This is a genomic window from Pseudomonas sp. SF2, assembly GCF_036858055.1.
Taxonomy (GTDB): Bacteria; Pseudomonadota; Gammaproteobacteria; order Pseudomonadales; family Pseudomonadaceae; genus Aquipseudomonas.
In genome coordinates this window covers 183,434-198,620 of record NZ_JAMBDI010000010.1, presented here as the reverse complement: position 1 = coordinate 198,620, position 15,187 = coordinate 183,434, and the positions used below count along the sequence as shown (strand labels likewise).

Annotated in this window: 19 protein-coding genes; 4 read left to right on the top strand and 15 right to left on the bottom strand. The window is 62.6% G+C overall.

Annotation, left to right across the window (positions count from 1 at the left end; genetic code table 11):
• Nucleotides 1–28: 28 nt before the first annotated feature.
• The 5 genes from pheS to thrS form a co-directional block, all read right to left on the bottom strand.
• On the bottom strand, nt 29–1,045 hold the full coding sequence (pheS, locus tag M2S36_RS08040; RefSeq protein ID WP_013972006.1) for a phenylalanine--tRNA ligase subunit alpha: 1,017 nt from the start codon (nt 1,043–1,045) through the stop codon (nt 29–31).
• Between the two features lie 109 nt (nt 1,046–1,154).
• Nucleotides 1,155–1,511, bottom strand: coding sequence for a 50S ribosomal protein L20 (rplT, locus tag M2S36_RS08035; protein ID WP_003250671.1), 357 nt, complete (start codon nt 1,509–1,511; stop codon nt 1,155–1,157).
• A gap of 27 nt (nt 1,512–1,538) precedes the next feature.
• The gene (gene rpmI, locus M2S36_RS08030; RefSeq protein ID WP_003250667.1) at nt 1,539–1,733 is read right to left on the bottom strand and encodes a 50S ribosomal protein L35; all 195 of its coding nucleotides are present in this window, start codon (nt 1,731–1,733) and stop codon (nt 1,539–1,541) included.
• Between the two features lie 61 nt (nt 1,734–1,794).
• Entirely contained in the window at nt 1,795–2,346 is a 552-nt protein-coding gene (gene infC, locus M2S36_RS08025; RefSeq protein ID WP_013972005.1) for a translation initiation factor IF-3, read from the bottom strand.
• Nucleotides 2,346–4,268 carry a threonine--tRNA ligase gene (gene thrS / locus M2S36_RS08020; protein WP_233686853.1) on the bottom strand — a complete coding sequence of 641 codons (1,923 nt, stop codon included), beginning with the start codon at nt 4,266–4,268 and terminating at the stop codon, nt 2,346–2,348. Before thrS ends, infC begins: the two co-directional genes overlap by 1 nt.
• Before the next feature lie 337 nt (nt 4,269–4,605).
• Here thrS and M2S36_RS08015 point away from each other — a divergent pair, with 337 nt between their 5' ends.
• Together M2S36_RS08015 and M2S36_RS08010 are read left to right on the top strand one after the other, a co-directional pair.
• The gene (locus M2S36_RS08015; protein WP_207836943.1) at nt 4,606–4,911 is read left to right on the top strand and encodes a hypothetical protein; all 306 of its coding nucleotides are present in this window, start codon (nt 4,606–4,608) and stop codon (nt 4,909–4,911) included.
• Between the two features lie 162 nt (nt 4,912–5,073).
• The gene (locus M2S36_RS08010) at nt 5,074–5,286 is read left to right on the top strand and encodes a cold-shock protein (RefSeq protein WP_003250656.1); all 213 of its coding nucleotides are present in this window, start codon (nt 5,074–5,076) and stop codon (nt 5,284–5,286) included.
• 223 nt (nt 5,287–5,509) lie between these two features.
• Here M2S36_RS08010 and M2S36_RS08005 read toward each other — a convergent pair whose 3' ends face one another.
• A complete protein-coding gene (locus M2S36_RS08005) occupies nt 5,510–5,821 on the bottom strand; it encodes an I78 family peptidase inhibitor (RefSeq protein WP_333956941.1) in 312 nt (103 codons plus the stop codon).
• 276 nt (nt 5,822–6,097) lie between these two features.
• On the opposite strand from M2S36_RS08005, the gene M2S36_RS08000 reads away from it, so the two are divergent.
• Nucleotides 6,098–6,310, top strand: coding sequence for a hypothetical protein (locus M2S36_RS08000; RefSeq protein ID WP_063912423.1), 213 nt, complete (start codon nt 6,098–6,100; stop codon nt 6,308–6,310).
• Here M2S36_RS08000 and M2S36_RS07995 read toward each other — a convergent pair.
• The 7 genes from M2S36_RS07995 to M2S36_RS07965 all read right to left on the bottom strand — a co-directional run bounded on the left by M2S36_RS07995 (nt 6,282) and on the right by M2S36_RS07965 (nt 13,301).
• The gene (locus M2S36_RS07995) at nt 6,282–7,283 is read right to left on the bottom strand and encodes a nucleoside hydrolase (protein ID WP_333956940.1); all 1,002 of its coding nucleotides are present in this window, start codon (nt 7,281–7,283) and stop codon (nt 6,282–6,284) included. The genes M2S36_RS08000 and M2S36_RS07995 overlap by 29 nt on opposite strands.
• A gap of 148 nt (nt 7,284–7,431) precedes the next feature.
• Nucleotides 7,432–7,830: a D-ribose pyranase gene (gene rbsD / locus M2S36_RS07990; RefSeq protein WP_016711344.1), complete on the bottom strand. Its 399-nt coding sequence runs from the start codon at nt 7,828–7,830 to the stop codon at nt 7,432–7,434.
• Nucleotides 7,827–8,735: a ribokinase gene (rbsK, locus tag M2S36_RS07985; protein WP_233686857.1), complete on the bottom strand. Its 909-nt coding sequence runs from the start codon at nt 8,733–8,735 to the stop codon at nt 7,827–7,829. Before rbsK ends, rbsD begins: the two co-directional genes overlap by 4 nt.
• A gap of 15 nt (nt 8,736–8,750) precedes the next feature.
• The gene (locus M2S36_RS07980; protein WP_207836962.1) at nt 8,751–9,773 is read right to left on the bottom strand and encodes a LacI family DNA-binding transcriptional regulator; all 1,023 of its coding nucleotides are present in this window, start codon (nt 9,771–9,773) and stop codon (nt 8,751–8,753) included.
• A 4-nt stretch (nt 9,774–9,777) separates the two neighbouring features.
• Nucleotides 9,778–10,773, bottom strand: coding sequence for an ABC transporter permease (locus tag M2S36_RS07975; RefSeq protein WP_051097705.1), 996 nt, complete (start codon nt 10,771–10,773; stop codon nt 9,778–9,780).
• Complete coding sequence (locus tag M2S36_RS07970) at nt 10,770–12,323, bottom strand: sugar ABC transporter ATP-binding protein (RefSeq protein ID WP_233686858.1); 1,554 nt, start codon at nt 12,321–12,323, stop codon at nt 10,770–10,772. The genes M2S36_RS07975 and M2S36_RS07970 overlap by 4 nt, the downstream gene beginning before the upstream one ends.
• 21 nt (nt 12,324–12,344) lie before the next feature.
• Entirely contained in the window at nt 12,345–13,301 is a 957-nt protein-coding gene (locus M2S36_RS07965) for a sugar ABC transporter substrate-binding protein (protein WP_207836976.1), read from the bottom strand.
• A gap of 294 nt (nt 13,302–13,595) precedes the next feature.
• Between M2S36_RS07965 and M2S36_RS07960 the strand changes: the two genes are divergently transcribed.
• Nucleotides 13,596–13,838, top strand: a complete 243-nt coding sequence (locus tag M2S36_RS07960) for a DUF1654 domain-containing protein (RefSeq protein ID WP_207836978.1) — start codon at nt 13,596–13,598, stop codon at nt 13,836–13,838.
• Between the two features lie 58 nt (nt 13,839–13,896).
• Here M2S36_RS07960 and M2S36_RS07955 read toward each other — a convergent pair whose 3' ends face one another.
• Nucleotides 13,897–14,322 (bottom strand): GTP pyrophosphokinase, encoded by a 426-nt coding sequence (locus M2S36_RS07955; protein WP_207836980.1) that lies wholly within the window; start codon nt 14,320–14,322, stop codon nt 13,897–13,899.
• 150 nt (nt 14,323–14,472) lie between these two features.
• Nucleotides 14,473–15,042: an SPOR domain-containing protein gene (locus M2S36_RS07950; RefSeq protein ID WP_025338525.1), complete on the bottom strand. Its 570-nt coding sequence runs from the start codon at nt 15,040–15,042 to the stop codon at nt 14,473–14,475.
• Nucleotides 15,043–15,187 lie beyond the last annotated feature (145 nt).

Genomic DNA, 15,187 nt, shown 5'->3' with positions numbered 1-15,187 from the left:
GTTCTCCTGGAATGTGCGTCGATTGGGCCTAGCGGAATTGGGCAAGGAACCGCAGGTCGTTATCGAAGAACAGACGCAAATCGTTGACGCCGTAGCGCAGCATGGCCAGGCGCTCGGCGCCCATGCCGAAGGCGAAGCCCTGGAACTCTTCAGGGTCGATGCCGGACATGCGCAGCACGTTCGGGTGCACCATGCCGCAGCCCATCACTTCCAGCCAGCCGGTCTGCTTGCACACGCGGCAGCCTTTGCCGGAACACATCACGCACTGGATGTCGACTTCGGCGGACGGCTCGGTGAAGGGGAAGAACGATGGGCGGAAACGTACCGCCAGTTCTTTTTCGAAGAACACGCGCAGGAACTCTTCGATGGTGCCCTTGAGGTCGGCGAAGTTGATATCGCGATCGATCAGCAGGCCTTCGACCTGGTGGAACATCGGCGAGTGGGTGATATCCGAGTCGCAGCGGTATACGCGGCCCGGGCAGACAATGCGGATGGGCGGCTGGGTGGACTCCATGGTCCGCACCTGCACCGGCGAGGTGTGGGTGCGCAGCAGCATGTTGGCATTGAAGTAGAAGGTGTCGTGCATCGCCCGGGCCGGGTGGTGGCCGGGGATGTTGAGCGCTTCGAAGTTGTGGTAGTCGTCTTCCACCTCTGGGCCTTCAGCGATGCCGTAGCCGATGTGGGTGAAGAACTGCTCGATGCGCTCGAGTGTACGGGTGATCGGGTGCAGGCCACCGGTGGCCTGGCCGCGGCCTGGCAGGGTGACGTCAATGCATTCGGCAGCCAGGCGAGCGCTGAGCTCGGCTTCTTCGAAGGCGGCCTTGCGGGCATTGAGCACAACGGTGACGCGCTCTTTGGCGTCGTTGATCAGCGCGCCGACTTTCGGCCGCTCTTCGGCTGGCAGGTTGCCCAGGGTCTTCATCACCTGGGTCAGCTCGCCTTTCTTGCCGAGATAGTTCACCCGGATCTGTTCCAGGGTATTGATGTCTTCAGCGCGCTCCACGGCCTCTAGGGCTTGGGAGACCAACGCATCCAGGTTTTCCATGTACAGACTCCAGATACGAAAATAGGGGAAGAGCTTTGAAGGCTCTTCCCCTATCGATGACGTTCAATGCCCGACGGCGCTAGCGCCGCCGGGTGATTGTCGCGGGTACTTAAGCCAGAACGGCTTTAGCTTTCTCGACAATCGCAGCAAACGCCGCTTTTTCGTTCACTGCCAGATCGGCCAGAACCTTACGGTCGATTTCGATCGAAGCCTTTTTCAGGCCAGCAATCAGACGGCTGTAGGACAGACCGTTGGTGCGGGCACCGGCGTTGATACGAGCGATCCACAGTGCGCGGAACTGACGCTTCTTCTGACGACGGTCACGGTAGGCATATTGACCTGCCTTGATGACAGCCTGCTTGGCAACGCGGAATACGCGCGAGCGTGCACCGTAGTAGCCTTTAGCCAGTTTCAGAATTTTCTTGTGACGCTTACGAGCGATGACGCCACGCTTAACACGAGCCATGAGTAACTTCCTCTATCTAAACCAGAATTAACGTACGCGCAGCATGCGCTCGACTTTTGCCACGTCAGACGGGTGCAGCAGGCTGGCACCGCGCAGTTGACGCTTACGCTTGGTCGACATTTTGGTCAGGATGTGGCTCTTGAAAGCGTGCTTGTGCTTGAAGCCGGAAGCGGTCTTCAGGAAGCGCTTCGCAGCACCGCTCTTGGTTTTCATTTTTGGCATGTTGGAACTCCGCATTCGATAAAATTACACAATAATCATCAGGCCTGCCGTGCCCGGGAGATTACTTCTTCTTTTTGGGGGCGATGACCATCATAAGCTGGCGTCCTTCCATCTTCGGATGCTGCTCAACGGAGCCGTATTCGGCGAGGTCGGCTTCGACCCGCTTCAACAGCTCCATGCCCAGCTCCTGGTGGGCCATCTCACGGCCGCGGAATCTCAGAGAGATCTTGGCCTTGTCCCCATCGGTAAGGAAACGTACCAGGTTGCGTAGTTTTACCTGGTAATCCCCTTCTTCCGTCCCTGGACGAAACTTGATTTCTTTGATCTGGATCTGCTTCTGGTTTTTCTTGGCTTCGTTGGCCTGCTTCTTCTTCTCGAAGAGGTGCTTGCCGTAGTCCATCACCTTGCAGACGGGCGGTTGCGCGTCGGCGGAGATCTCCACCAGATCCAGCTTCGCTTCATCAGCGATACGAAGCGCTTCATCAATCGAGACGATGCCAATCTGCTCGCCGTCAGCGCCAATTAACCGAACCTCGCGTGCCGAGATATTCTCGTTGATCGGGGCTTTCGGTGCAGTTCGTTTATCGTTTCTCATTTCACGCTTAATAGTCATTACTCCGATTCTAGGCGACCGCGCTGGGCGACAGCGCTGTTGAGCAGCTGCGTGAATTCAGCCACCGGCATGGAGCCGAGGTCTTTGCCTTCACGGGTGCGTACTGCGACGGTCTGCGTTTCGACTTCGCGATCCCCTATAACCAAAAGGTACGGGACCTTGAGCAAAGTATGCTCGCGGATTTTAAAGCCGATCTTCTCATTTCTCAAGTCCGACTTGGCACGGAAACCGCTACCGTTCAGGGTATTTTCCACCTCGAGGGCGAAATCGGCCTGCTTGTCGGTGATGTTCATGATCACGGCCTGGGTAGGTGCCAGCCAGGCCGGGAACACGCCAGCGTAGTGCTCGATCAGCATGCCGATGAAGCGTTCGAACGAACCGAGGATGGCGCGGTGCAGCATGACCGGGCGAACACGGCTGTTATCTTCGGCGATATAGCTGGCATCCAGACGTTCTGGCAGGTTCGGGTCGTACTGCAGGGTACCGCACTGCCAGTTACGGCCGAGGCAGTCGCGCAGGGTGAACTCGATCTTCGGGCCGTAGAAGGCGCCCTCGCCTGGCTGGTATTCCCACTCCAGGCCCGATTCGTTCAAGGCATCGGCCAGTGCGCCTTCGGCACGGTCCCACAGCTCTTCGGAGCCCACGCGCTTGGCCGGGCGGGTCGACAGCTTCATGGCGATGTCGGTGAAGCCGAAGTCCTTGTACACGTCCAGGGTCAGCTTGATGAAGTCGGCGGCTTCTTTCTTCACCTGTTCTTCGGTGCAGAAGATGTGCGCGTCGTCCTGTACGAAGCCACGCACGCGCATGATGCCGTGCAGGGCGCCGGACGGCTCGTTACGGTGGCAGGCACCGAACTCGGCCAGGCGCAGCGGCAGGTCGCGGTAGCTCTTCAGGCCCTGGTTGAACACCTGCACGTGGCACGGGCAGTTCATCGGTTTTACCGCGTAGTCACGACTTTCCGACGAAGTGGTGAACATGTTCTCGGCGTAGTTGGACCAGTGGCCGGAGCGCTCCCAGAGGATACGGTCGACAACCTGCGGGGTCTTGATTTCCTGGTAGCCGTTGACGCGCTGGACCTGGCGCATGTACTGCTCGAGTACCTGGTACACGGTCCAGCCGTTGGCGTGCCAGAACACCATGCCCGGGGCTTCTTCCTGCAGGTGGAACAGGTCGAGCTGCTTGCCGATCTTGCGGTGGTCGCGTTTTTCCGCTTCTTCGATGCGCTGGATGTACGCCGCCAGCTGCTTCTTGTCGGCCCAGGCGGTGCCGTACACGCGTTGCAGCTGCTCGTTCTTGGCATCACCGCGCCAGTAGGCGCCGGACAGCTTGGTCAGCTTGAACGCCTTGAGGAAGCGGGTGTTCGGCACGTGCGGGCCACGGCACATGTCGACGTATTCTTCGTGGTAGTACAGGCCCATGGCCTGCTCGTCCGGCATGTCTTCGACCAGGCGCAGCTTGTAGTCTTCGCCACGGGCCTTGAACACGTCGATGACTTCGGCACGCGGGGTCATCTTCTTGATGACGTCGTAGTCCTTGTCGATCAGCTCCATCATGCGCTTTTCGATGGCGGCCATGTCTTCAGGGGTGAAGGGGCGCTCGTAGGCGATGTCGTAGTAGAAGCCTTCGTCGATGACCGGGCCGATCACCATCTTGGCGGTCGGGTACAGCTGCTTCACCGCGTGGCCGACCAGGTGGGCGCACGAGTGGCGGATGATCTCCAGTCCCTCTTCATCTTTAGGGGTGATGATCTGCAGGGTGGCGTCGTTGCTGATCAGGTCGCAGGCATCGACCAGTTTGCCGTCGACCTTGCCGGCCACGGTGGCCTTGGCCAGGCCGGCGCCGATGGAAGCGGCGACTTCGGCTACGGATACGGCGTGATCGAACGAACGTTGACTGCCATCGGGAAGAGTAATAACGGGCATGGCGCCTCCTCTCCTAGTGGTGACCCCTACCAAAGGTCACGTGGGTTGGGATGAGCCAGTACAAGATCCGACCTGCCTTCCTCGGCGGGAAGCCTGCCTCACAGTGGCAGAAGCCTTTCGGCTTGTCAGGGACGAACCAGAGTGACTGGAAAGAAAAAAGATTGCTGCAGGCTGCACGTTGTCAGCTGCAAGCCGGGCATGCTAGCACGCGGGTTGCGTGGCAGGCAGAAATATTTGGAAATTACAGACTTCGGCTGAACTTACACGGAAAAATTCCTATCAGACCTTGGGAAGCAACCTACTCTTGATGTGACCTTAACCCAAGGAGTAACTGGTTATGCGAGTTCCATCTCTTCTGACCCTGGCAGCCGCTGCGGCCCTGCTGCTGCCCATGGCTGCGAACGCCGGCAACTTCCCGGCCGGGAAGGAAGCCGCCTACATGACCCAGTGCACGCAAGTGGCTCAAGGCCAAGGCGTTGATGCTGCGGCCGCAAAAAAACACTGCGACTGTGGTGCGCAAACCATCAAAAAGAATTTCACCGACGCGGAGATTGCCGACCTCGACAGCAACGATGGCGTGGACGCCAAGCTGATGCAGAAGGCCCAGACGGTCGTGAAACAGGCCTGCGCACCGAAGAGCTGAAACCTTAAAGCCAGAGCAGGCCAGCCATTCTTTGCGCTGGATCAATATCCTGCGAAGGTAAAAGGCGCTAGATGCGCAGAATTAGACTATGATGTGTCCCGTGCTCCGTAGCCTCGGCCGCATTGCACCACTGAAAAAACTAAATGTTCTGGAGATTCACCCATGTCCAATCGCCAACAAGGCACCGTCAAATGGTTCAATGATGAGAAAGGCTACGGCTTCATCACCCCAGCAGGCGGCGGCGACGACCTGTTCGTTCACTTCAAGGCCATCGAATCTGACGGCTTCAAGAGCCTGAAAGAAGGCCAGACTGTTTCCTTCGTCGCCGAGCGCGGCCAGAAGGGCATGCAGGCTGCACAGGTTCGTCCGGAGTAATTCGGATAGCTGTAAAAAAACCCGCCCTTGTGGCGGGTTTTTTTATGGGTGCTGCATGGGCTGACGGGGTTGGCCATGCGGGCGCGGCTTTTTTTGTGGGAGCGGCCTTGTGTCGCGAAAGGGGCGCGTAGCGGCCCCAAGGTTTTCAGCTTCGCAGCATCAATGGCCGGGGCCGCTTTGCGGCCCTATCGCGACACAAGGCCACTCCCACAAGGACCGCGTATCAACCGCAGTTGACGCGAACTACCTTGCCCTGCTCGTCCACATTCAGGTTCAGGCGCTCGGAGCGGTACTCCAGGGTGACCACGTCGTGCGGCTTGAGAATGCGTGCCATCTGCGAGCCACTGGCCTTGCGCGCCTGCTCCAGCAGCTCGGCGCTGGCTGGCTTGCCAATGGCAAAATTGGCGCCACTGGCTTCGCAGCGGCCGTCGTTGCCTGCCGGCGCAGCGCCACCAGCAGAATTGCCACCAGTGCTGCAACCAGCCAGGACAGCAGCCACCGCCAGGGTTGCCAGGTAAGCACGGGTACGGAACATGAAGCCTCCTAAATCGGTCCGGGAACTGTCTGATCCGACAGTTCCACTCATCATTTGTTGCAAAACCGACCAAGTCTGCCTGAACTCGCCAGCAGAGGCGAAAACGCAATCGTGACCGGATTTTGCACAACCCGCTGCGTTTGCCATATGCTTAAGCCGCAACGTCACTGACGCAAAGTCATGATTTAGTGCCAGAAGTGGAGCGCACCCCGCCTCCATCGAACACCAGGGTCAGGTGTTCGCCCCTTCGTCCTGGGCCCCAAGCGAGAGCCTTTCATGAGCAGCCACAGCATCGATGCCGATATCAAGGTCAAATGGGCCGAGGGCCAGAGCGCGTACAGCCCTGGCACACCGGAGGAATTGCTGTTGATTGCCATCGACCTGCTGGTGCGCGATCGCGGCGCCGAGGCGGCACGCAGCTTCATCGACCAGGTGTTCGAGCGCTTCGCGCCGCACACGGCTATTCCAATCGCGCCAAACGGGCGCTGAGCAGGTCGAACAGGCCCTGGGCATCGCCCTGCTCCACCCACATCACGTTGGCCGGCTGCTTTAGCACGCCATACCAGTCGGCAAGGGTCTGGCCGAAGCTGGGGCCTTCGCGGCTGTCGATGCTCATATGGATGCGCCGGCCGCTGAACAGCTCGGGCTTGAGCAGGTAGGCGATCACGCTGGCGTCGTGCACCGGGCCGCCGGGCATGCCGTACAGGTCCATGTCGTGGGTGATATAGGCGTTGAGGATATCCACTACCCGTTTGCTGGCCTGGTTGTTCACCGCTGCCAGTTGCTTGAGGCGGGCGTCGCTGGTCAGCAGCTTGTGGGTGACGTCCAGCGGCAGGTAGGTCAGCTGCACGCCGCTGGCCAGCACCACTTCAGCGGCATGCGGGTCGGCATAGAGGTTGAATTCCGCCGCCGGAGTGATGTTGCCGCCGTTGAAATGGGCGCCGCCCATGACCACCACTTGCTTGATGCCTTTGGCGATGTCCGGGCGCTGGATCAGCGCCAGGGCCAGATTGGTCTGCGGGCCGAGCATGGCGATGGTGATGCTGTGGGGTTTGGCGGCGCCCAGGGTGTCGACAAGGTATTGCACTGCGTTGCCCTGGGCTAGCGGCGCTTTCGGTTCGTGGACCTGGATGCCGGTGAGGCCTTCTTCGCCATGGACGTCGGCGGCGTAGATCGGCTTGCGCACCAGCGGGCGTGCGGCGCCGGCGTACACGGGGATGTCTTCGCGACCGGCCCATTCGCGAGCCAGGCGGGCGTTGCGCGAGGTTTTGTCCAGGCGCACATTGCCGGCCACGGTGGTGATGGCGCGGATCTTGAGCTCGTCGGGCGAGGCCATGGCCAGGAACAGCGCGACCACGTCGTCGGCGCCGGGGTCGGTGTCGATGATCAGGTCGATGGGGGCGGCCTGGAGGGTGGTGGCTGCGGCCATGAGGGCGATTCCTTGTAGCAGGGGTTTGAGCATGGGTGGCACTCCTGTTGCCTGGATTGGTATTCCTGGTACACCGCAAATCCCTGTGGGAGCGGGTTTACCCGCGAAGGAGGCAGCGCGGTGGATGGCACCGGCTTCGCCGGTGTTCGCGGGTGAACCCGCTCCCACAGGGGGCGACGGGCTAGAAAGTCACGCCGGAAATCAGCGCGATGTTGCTGTAGGGCTGGCATTCGCCAGTGCGCACGACCGCACGGGCACTGCGCGACAGTACTTTGAAATCTTCATGGCTCAGCCATTCACGCTTGCCCAGCTTGCCCTTCAGCCGCTCGATTTCGACCAGCGCCGGCGGCACCACTTTCTGCATTTCTTCGGCCAGCACATGGCGCTCCACCTGCAACTCGCTCAGCACGGCCCGCAACACGCTGGCGAAATCCGGCAACCCAGGCGTAACGGCCAGGTCGATCAGTTCGACCCCCGGCGGCACCGGCAGCCCGGCATCGCCGATCACCAGGATGTCACCATGCCCCATGCCGGCAATGGTCCGCGACAGGGCGACGTTCAGCAGTGGGGTTTTCTTCATGGCGCAAGCTCCGCCAGGTAGGGAATGGACGGCTGGGCACCAGCGCGGGTGACCGACAGGGCTGCGGCGCGCTGGCCGAAGGTGATGGCTTCGCCCTCCCCCAGGCCGCGTACCAGGCCAGCGGCAAAGCCACCGATGAAGGTGTCGCCGGCTGCAGTGGTGTCCAGCGGCTGCACCACCGGTGCAGGGAAATGCTGGTGGCCCTTGGCCGTGACCAGCAAGGCCCCTTGCGCGCCCAGGGTAATGATCACTTTGCCCGCGCCCAGCTGCAGCAAGCGCTCGCCGGCGCGCCGGGCACTGTCCAGGTCGGTCACTGCCACACCGGTCAGGGCCTCGGCCTCGCTTTCGTTGGGTGTCAGGTAGTCGATGTGGGCGAACCAGTCCGCCGGCAAGGGGCCGGTCGCCGGCGCCGGGTTCAGGATCACCCGCTTACCCAGTTCATGCCCCCTGGCCAGGGTCCAGGCCACGGTGTCGGCCGGCACTTCCAGCTGGCAGATGATCACCTCGGCCGCCTGCAGCAGTGCATCGAAACGCTGCACCGACTGCGGCGTCAGCAGGCCGTTGCCACCGGGGATGATGACGATGCAGTTCTGGCTGGCGGCATCGACGGTAATCAGCGCCACACCGCTGGACACGCCCGAGCAGGTGGTAACGCCCTGGCAGTCGATGCCTTCCACATACAAGGCCCGGTGCAGTTGCCGGCCATAATCATCGTCGCCGACGTTGCCGATCATCGCCACGCTGCCACCCAGGCGCGCCACGGCCACCGCCTGGTTGGCCCCCTTGCCGCCCGGCACGGTGAAAAAGCTTTCGCCGGGGAGTGTTTCGCCGGCCCGGGGCAGGCGCTGGGCGCGGGCCACCAGGTCCATGTTGAGGCTACCGACTACCACGACCTTGGCATTCATGACATTTCCTTAGCATTAGCGGTAATCGTTGAACAGGTCCGGGCGCGGCCCGGTGGACTCGCGCAGCACGATGCGCGGGGCGACGATACGTTGCTCTGCCGCGCCCTGCCGAGGCGTGCCGATACGCGCCAGCAACAGCGACGCGGCGCTCTCGCCCAACGCGCGGATCGACTGGCCCACCGTGGTCAACGGCGGGTACACATAACGGCTGAGTTCGATGTCGTCGAAGCCGATCACCGACAGCTCTGCGGGTACGTTGATGTTGCGTTCGGCCGCGGCGCGCAGCACGCCGAAACCGATCATGTCGTTGCCGGCGAAAATCGCCGTGGGCCGCTTGCCCTCCAGCAACCGGGTTGCCGCTGCATGGCCGCCCGGGCTGGTGAAGTCGCAGTGCAGCACGCGGTTGCCCAGCACCGCTGCGCCGGCCTCGGCCATGGCGCGGCGGAAGCCGCTCAGGCGCAGCTGGGTAACCCCGGTCTCGGCGGGGCCGCCGATGTAGGCGATGTCGCGGTGGCCAAGCTCCAGCAGGTGCTGGGTGGCCAGGTAGGCGCCCTGCTCGTGGTCGATGCGCACCAGGTCGGCATCCACGCCGTCCAGTTCGCGGTCGACGATCACCATTGGCGTGCGCACGCCAGCCAGGCTTTGCAGCAGGTCGCTGTCCTGGCCCACCGAGGCCACCACCAGGCCGTCGATGCGTTTTTCCAGCAGCACGCGCAGGTAGCTGCGCTGCTTCTGCGGGTTGTCGTCGGAGTTGCACAGGATCACGCAGTAGCCGTTGCGTTCACAGGCGTCTTCGATGCCCCGCGCCAGTTCGGCGAAGTACGGGTTGACGCTGTTGGGTACCAGCAAGCCGATGGTGGCCGTGCTGCGCGCCTTCAACGAACGGGCCACGGCGCTGGGCACATAATCGAGTTCGGCGATGGCGGCTTCGACTTTCAGCCGCACCTGCTCGCTCACCGGCCGGGTCTTGTTCAGCACATGGGACACGGTGGTGTATGAAATACCCGCCAGTGCCGCGACGTCTTTGATGGTTGCCATGTTCTCAGTTCCGCCGGCCTGCACGCCGGCTACGGTAAGTGTCGAGCACCACGGCGATGACAATCACCGCCCCGGTGATGATGCGTTTGGTCGGTTCGCTGGCACCGATCTGCGCCAGCCCGGCAGCCAGCACCGAAATGATCAGCACGCCAAAGAAGGTGCTGATGACCGAGCCACGCCCGCCCATCAGGCTGGTGCCGCCAATTACCACGGCGGCGATCACCTGCAGCTCAAGGCCGGAGCCGGCATTGGGGTCGGCCGCTTCCAGCCGCGAAATCTGGAACAGCGCGGCCAGCCCGGCGAGCAGGCCCATCAGGGCGAACACCAGCACCTTGTACGGGCGCGGGTCGATACCGGCCAGGCGCACGGCTTCTTCGTTGGTGCCGATGCCGATCAGGTAGCGGCCGAATACCGTGCGGGTCAGCACCAACTGGGCCAGCACGATCACCAGCAAGGCGATGATGAACGCCGGCGAGATGCCGAATGCAATGGGGTTGGAGAACCAGGCATAGGCATCGCCGATATAGGCGGTGCGCGAGTCAGTGAACTGGTAGGCCAGGCCGCGGGCCATTTCCAGCACGCCGAGCGAGACGATGAACGACGGAATGCGCCAGGCCACGGTGACGCCGCCGGTAATGCTGCCGGCCAGCGCGGCCACGGCCATGCCCAGCAGGGCCGAAGGCAGCACGCCCCAGCCCCAGCCGAGGATCGCCACGCTGACCGTCGAGGCTGCCAGCGCCAGCACCGAGCCCACCGACAGGTCGATGCCGCCGATGATCAGCACGAAGGTCATGCCCACCGCCAGCACCATCAGGTCGGGGATCTGGTTGGCCAAGGTACTGAAGGTGTTGTACGACCAGAAGTGGCTGCTGAGGAACGAGAACAGCACGATCATCGCCAGCAAGGCGCCGGCCAGACCCAGGTAGGTACCCAGGCCAAAATAGGTACCACTGCGGCGCACCGGTGCGGCGCCTTGGCTGTCGAGCGGGGTGGTTTTCATGCATCCATCCTGGGAGCTGCGTCATGCAGCAGTGCGTCACGTTTCTGATAACCGGCAAAGGCCGCGGCCAGCAGTTGGTCCTGGCTCCAATGGTCACGCTCGAAGGTGTCGATCAGGCGGCCGGCCGACAGCACGGCGATGCGGTCGCAGATCAGCATCAGCTCGCGCAGGTCGCTGGACACCACCACCAGGGCCTTGCCCTGGCGCGCCAGCTCGGCCAGCAGGCCATAGATGTCGAACTTGGCGCCAACGTCGATGCCACGGGTGGGCTCGTCGAACAGCAGCACCTGGCAGTCGCGCTCCAGCCAGCGGCCGATCACCACCTTCTGCTGATTGCCGCCAGACAGCTCGCCCACCACTTGCTGCGGGCCGGCACTGCGAATGCGCATGGCCTGGATCTGGCGCTCGGCCAAGGCCCTTTCGGCCTCGCCATCGAGCACACCGGCCCGCGATACCGCACCGAGGTTGCCCAAGGCGATGTTGGCGCTGATCGACTGCGTCAGCAGCAGGCCTTCGCCTTTGCGGTCTTCGGTGATCAGGGCAATACCGGCCTGCACGGCGGCCCTGGGCGAGTCGATGGTGACCGCCTGCGGTGGCTGGCCAAGGGCGATGCTGCCGCTGTCGGCGCGGTCGGCGCCGTAGATCAGGCGCAACAGTTCGGTACGGCCGGCACCGATCAGGCCGGAGATGCCGAAGATCTCCCCTGCCCTGACCTCGAACGACACTTCACGCACCTTGTCGGCGCGGCTGAGCTTGTCGACCTTGAGCAGCGGCGCGCCGATCTGCCGGCGGCCCAGGTCGATATGCTCGCCCAGCTCGCGACCGACCATGAGGTTGACCAGCTGGGCGCTGCTGTAGCGCTGGATGGGTTCGTCGCACACCAGCTTGCCGTCGCGCAGCACGACGATGCGCTGGGCCACGCGCTGCAGTTCTTCCAGGCGGTGCGAGATGTAGACAATGGCCACGCCACGTTGGCGCAGGCGTTCGATCTGGGTAAACAGCAGCTCCACCTCGCGCGCGGTGAGCATGGCGGTGGGCTCGTCGAAGATCAGCACATGGCAGTCGCCGATCAGGTTGCGGGCGATCTCGACCATCTGCTGGTGGCCGATGCCCAGCTCGCCGACCGGGGTATCCGGGTCGATGGCGTCGAGGCCGACCTGGGCCATGGCGGCCGTGGCCAGTTGGCGCAGGCGCTTCTGGCTGATCCAGCCGAAACGGCCGGGCAGGTTGTCGAGGAACAGGTTTTCCGCCACGGTCAGCGTGGGCAGCAGGTTCAGCTCCTGCATGACCATGCGCACGCCGAGGCGCTCGGCCTCGCTGCGGCTGCCGGGTGCGTAGGCCTGGCCGCGGTAGCGCATGTGCCCGGTTGTTGGGGTTTCCAGGCCACTGATGAGCTTGGAAAGGGTGCTCTTGCCCGCGCCGTTCTCGCCGGTCAGGGCCAGCACTTCACCCGCCCGCAGGTTCAGGCTGACCTCGCCGAGCACGGGCTGGGCATAGGTCTTGCCCAGGCCGCTGGCGGTGAGCACCACTTCATTGGCCGATGCAGGCATGGCCGTTTCTCCTGCCAGCGATCAGGGTTTGGTGATGAGTTGGACCGGGGTCTGGATGACGTTGTCGGCATCCACGTCGGGCTTCTCGCCCTTGACCATTTTCAGCGCCGCCTGGATGCCGTACACCGCCTGCTGGCTGGCCGCCTGGTCGAGGGTGGCGAGCACGCGGCCATCGGCGAGCATCGGCTTGATGGCGTTGATGTTGTCGTAGCCCACCACTTGCACCTGGCCGGTCTTGCCGGCGGCACGCACGGCCGACACGGCGCCCAGGGCCATGCTGTCATTGCCGGCCAGCAGGGCTTTCAGGTCGGGGTATTCGTTGAGCATGGAGGCCGCGACGGCGTTGCCTTTGTCGATTTCCCAGTTGCCGCTCTGCACCGAGACGATCTTGATCTGCGCAGCGTCCATGGCGTCCTTGAAGCCAGCGGTACGCTGCTGGGCGTTGGTGGTGGTCGGCACGCCTTCGATGATGCCGACCTGGTCGCCGGCCTTGAGCTTCTGGTTGGCCAGGAAGTCGCCGACCAGGCGCGCGCCCTTGCGGTTGTCGGGGCCGACGAAGGGTACGCTGATGCCTTTGCTCTTGAGCAATTCAGGGTCCAGGCGGTTGTCGATGTTGATCACCACCACGCCCTGGTCCATGGCCTTCTTCACCGCCGACACCAGCGCCTTGGAGTCGGCCGGGGCAATGACCAGGGCCTTGGCGCCCGCGTTGACCATCTGCTCGACGATGCGGATCTGCTCGCCGGTGTCGGTCTCGTTCTTGATGCCGTTGGCGATCAGCTCGAATTCATCGGCGTGGGCTTTCTGGTAGTCCTTGGCGCCGTCTTCCATGGTGCGGAAGAACTCGTTGGCCAGTGACTTCATGACCAGGGCGACCTTGGGCTTGTCTTCGGCGTGGGCGGCGGAAAACGGCAGGGCAAAGGACAGCGAGGAAATGACCGCGAGGGCCAGCAGACGACCGGGGAACGGCAGTTTCATGGACGATGACTCCGGATCTTGTGTTTTTTGTCGGATCGCAAACGTTTGCGTTGACTCACTATGGAAACAGGACCGGGGTTTGTCAAATCCGTTTGGCTGGCGGAGGTCAAGTCGAGCCAGGGGCAGTTTATCTGGAATTTGTCCGAAAAGCCGAACGCCTTTTCCTGTGCTTGTTCGGGATTCCGAATGAAATGCGCCCTTTTGCGCTTGAGCACAGTTTTCGCCTGACAAGATGTTGCGAAATTACTTACGGTAAAATACTGTATGCGCATACAGCAAAACAAGGAAACACTTGTGTCCAGCACCGCCTCCGCCACCCCGAGCAGCTATGAACAACTGGGTATGCGCATCCAGAAGATCATCAACAGTCCCACCGCCCAGCGCAGCCGCGCGGCGCTGATCTTCCGCCTGGAACACGAGACGCCGGAAGACTGGGAAACCCTGCTCGAGGAAATCGCCGAAAACGACAACGTCACCCTCGCCCACCGCGACGATGGTGGCGTGCAGATTTTCTGGACCGTACCGAAGGAAGACTGACCGCGGCCAGCATGGCAGCTGCCTGACCCGGGTCGCCTGCAAGGCCTGCGACTTGACCTCAGGCCAAGGCCTGCAGGTAGGCGCTGGCTTCACGGTAACGCGCCAGCCGCGCCAGGTCGGCGGGGCCCGGGCATGGGATGCGCGAAAGGTCGCTGTTGTCGGCCAGGTCGGCCAGCTTGACGGTGCGCGCCAGCGGGTCACTGCCCAGGCGCACCACGAAGTCCTGGTAGGCCTCGCCCTCACGGCGGCTGAGCGCCAGCAAGGCGGCAAGGATTTTCAGCGCAAAGCCCTCGCGTGCCAGGTCGGACAGGGTCAGCGAAGTGTCTTCGATCACATCGTGAAGCACCGCGACAATCCGTTGTTCAGGCGTGGAAACCCGCATCATCACGCGTAACGGGTGGAGAATATAAGCAGCCCCACCCTTGTCGTACTGCCCTTCATGCGCCCTGGCGGCCACGGCAATGGCCCGCTCCAGTGTAGACATGAGGCCCTCCCCGTTCGGCTTCTTCCTGCCAAGCATAGCCAAAACTGTGCGGACAATGTCTAGCGCAGGCATGGCTGTGCCGCGCCGACCTTGCAGAAGCGGACTTGTGGAAGCCGCTCCCACAAAAGGCCGCTCGTACAGGAACCGGGTTCAGCGTGCTGCGCCGTGCTGGATGACCACCGAATCGGTACCCAGTTTGGCCATCACCTCGGCCTTGCGTGCTTCGGCTTCCTCACGGCTCGGGAACGGCCCCATCAGCACCACCGGCTTGCCGTCGCGGTACTCCACCGAGGAGGGAATGCCCTTTTCGATCAGGCGTGCGGTCATGTCGCTGAGCGCACCCATGTTGGCGCCCTGGATCACTTCCACGTCCCAGCCTTGCGGGGCCGGCTGGCCAGCCAGGGCTTCGGCGCGGCGCTGCAGCTCGGCGCCGCCGCACATCTCACGGATGCGCAGGTTGTTGCCACTGTCGTCGACGATGATTTCGTACTGGCCATCGCGCTTGATCGCCACGTAGCTGCGGTAGGCTTCGTACTGCCCGGCATCATCCTTGCCGCGGACCTGGCCGCAGATGGTGCCCTGGGTGTCGATCCGCACGTTGCCGAACTTGGCGGTCTTGGGGTTGTGCAGGTGTTCAGCCACCTGCTTGTGCACGCCTTCGACCTCGTTCTCACAGCCCGCCAGGGCGAGCACCGCCATTACCACAGCCAGTTTGCGCACGCGTGTACCTCCAGATTCGAAGGGGCGGATTCTAGCACGCCAGGCAATGCCCCGAACCGCGACCAAACGTTACACGCTGCTTCGTGCGCACAGCAAAAAGGGCGATCATTGCTGATCGCCCTTTTTCGATTTGGTAGGCACAATT

What these genes read in the sequence shown, in the direction of transcription:
- M2S36_RS08005 (WP_333956941.1), bottom strand. Translation starts at nt 5,821, where the DNA reads ATGTTCCGTACCCGTGCTTACCTGGCAACCCTGGCGGTGGCTGCTGTC.
- rbsK (WP_233686857.1), bottom strand. Translation starts at nt 8,735, where the DNA reads ATGAATGCCAAGGTCGTGGTAGTCGGTAGCCTCAACATGGACCTGGTG.
- pheS (WP_013972006.1), bottom strand. Translation starts at nt 1,045, where the DNA reads ATGGAAAACCTGGATGCGTTGGTCTCCCAAGCCCTAGAGGCCGTGGAG.
- rpmI (WP_003250667.1), bottom strand. Translation starts at nt 1,733, where the DNA reads ATGCCAAAAATGAAAACCAAGAGCGGTGCTGCGAAGCGCTTCCTGAAG.
- thrS (WP_233686853.1), bottom strand. Translation starts at nt 4,268, where the DNA reads ATGCCCGTTATTACTCTTCCCGATGGCAGTCAACGTTCGTTCGATCAC.
- infC (WP_013972005.1), bottom strand. Translation starts at nt 2,346, where the DNA reads ATGACTATTAAGCGTGAAATGAGAAACGATAAACGAACTGCACCGAAA.
- M2S36_RS07980 (WP_207836962.1), bottom strand. Translation starts at nt 9,773, where the DNA reads ATGGCAACCATCAAAGACGTCGCGGCACTGGCGGGTATTTCATACACC.
- M2S36_RS07965 (WP_207836976.1), bottom strand. Translation starts at nt 13,301, where the DNA reads ATGAAACTGCCGTTCCCCGGTCGTCTGCTGGCCCTCGCGGTCATTTCC.
- M2S36_RS07995 (WP_333956940.1), bottom strand. Translation starts at nt 7,283, where the DNA reads ATGCTCAAACCCCTGCTACAAGGAATCGCCCTCATGGCCGCAGCCACC.
- M2S36_RS07975 (WP_051097705.1), bottom strand. Translation starts at nt 10,773, where the DNA reads ATGAAAACCACCCCGCTCGACAGCCAAGGCGCCGCACCGGTGCGCCGC.
- rbsD (WP_016711344.1), bottom strand. Translation starts at nt 7,830, where the DNA reads ATGAAGAAAACCCCACTGCTGAACGTCGCCCTGTCGCGGACCATTGCC.
- M2S36_RS07970 (WP_233686858.1), bottom strand. Translation starts at nt 12,323, where the DNA reads ATGCCTGCATCGGCCAATGAAGTGGTGCTCACCGCCAGCGGCCTGGGC.
- M2S36_RS08000 (WP_063912423.1), top strand. Translation starts at nt 6,098, where the DNA reads ATGAGCAGCCACAGCATCGATGCCGATATCAAGGTCAAATGGGCCGAG.
- M2S36_RS07955 (WP_207836980.1), bottom strand. Translation starts at nt 14,322, where the DNA reads ATGTCTACACTGGAGCGGGCCATTGCCGTGGCCGCCAGGGCGCATGAA.
- M2S36_RS08010 (WP_003250656.1), top strand. Translation starts at nt 5,074, where the DNA reads ATGTCCAATCGCCAACAAGGCACCGTCAAATGGTTCAATGATGAGAAA.
- M2S36_RS08015 (WP_207836943.1), top strand. Translation starts at nt 4,606, where the DNA reads ATGCGAGTTCCATCTCTTCTGACCCTGGCAGCCGCTGCGGCCCTGCTG.
- rplT (WP_003250671.1), bottom strand. Translation starts at nt 1,511, where the DNA reads ATGGCTCGTGTTAAGCGTGGCGTCATCGCTCGTAAGCGTCACAAGAAA.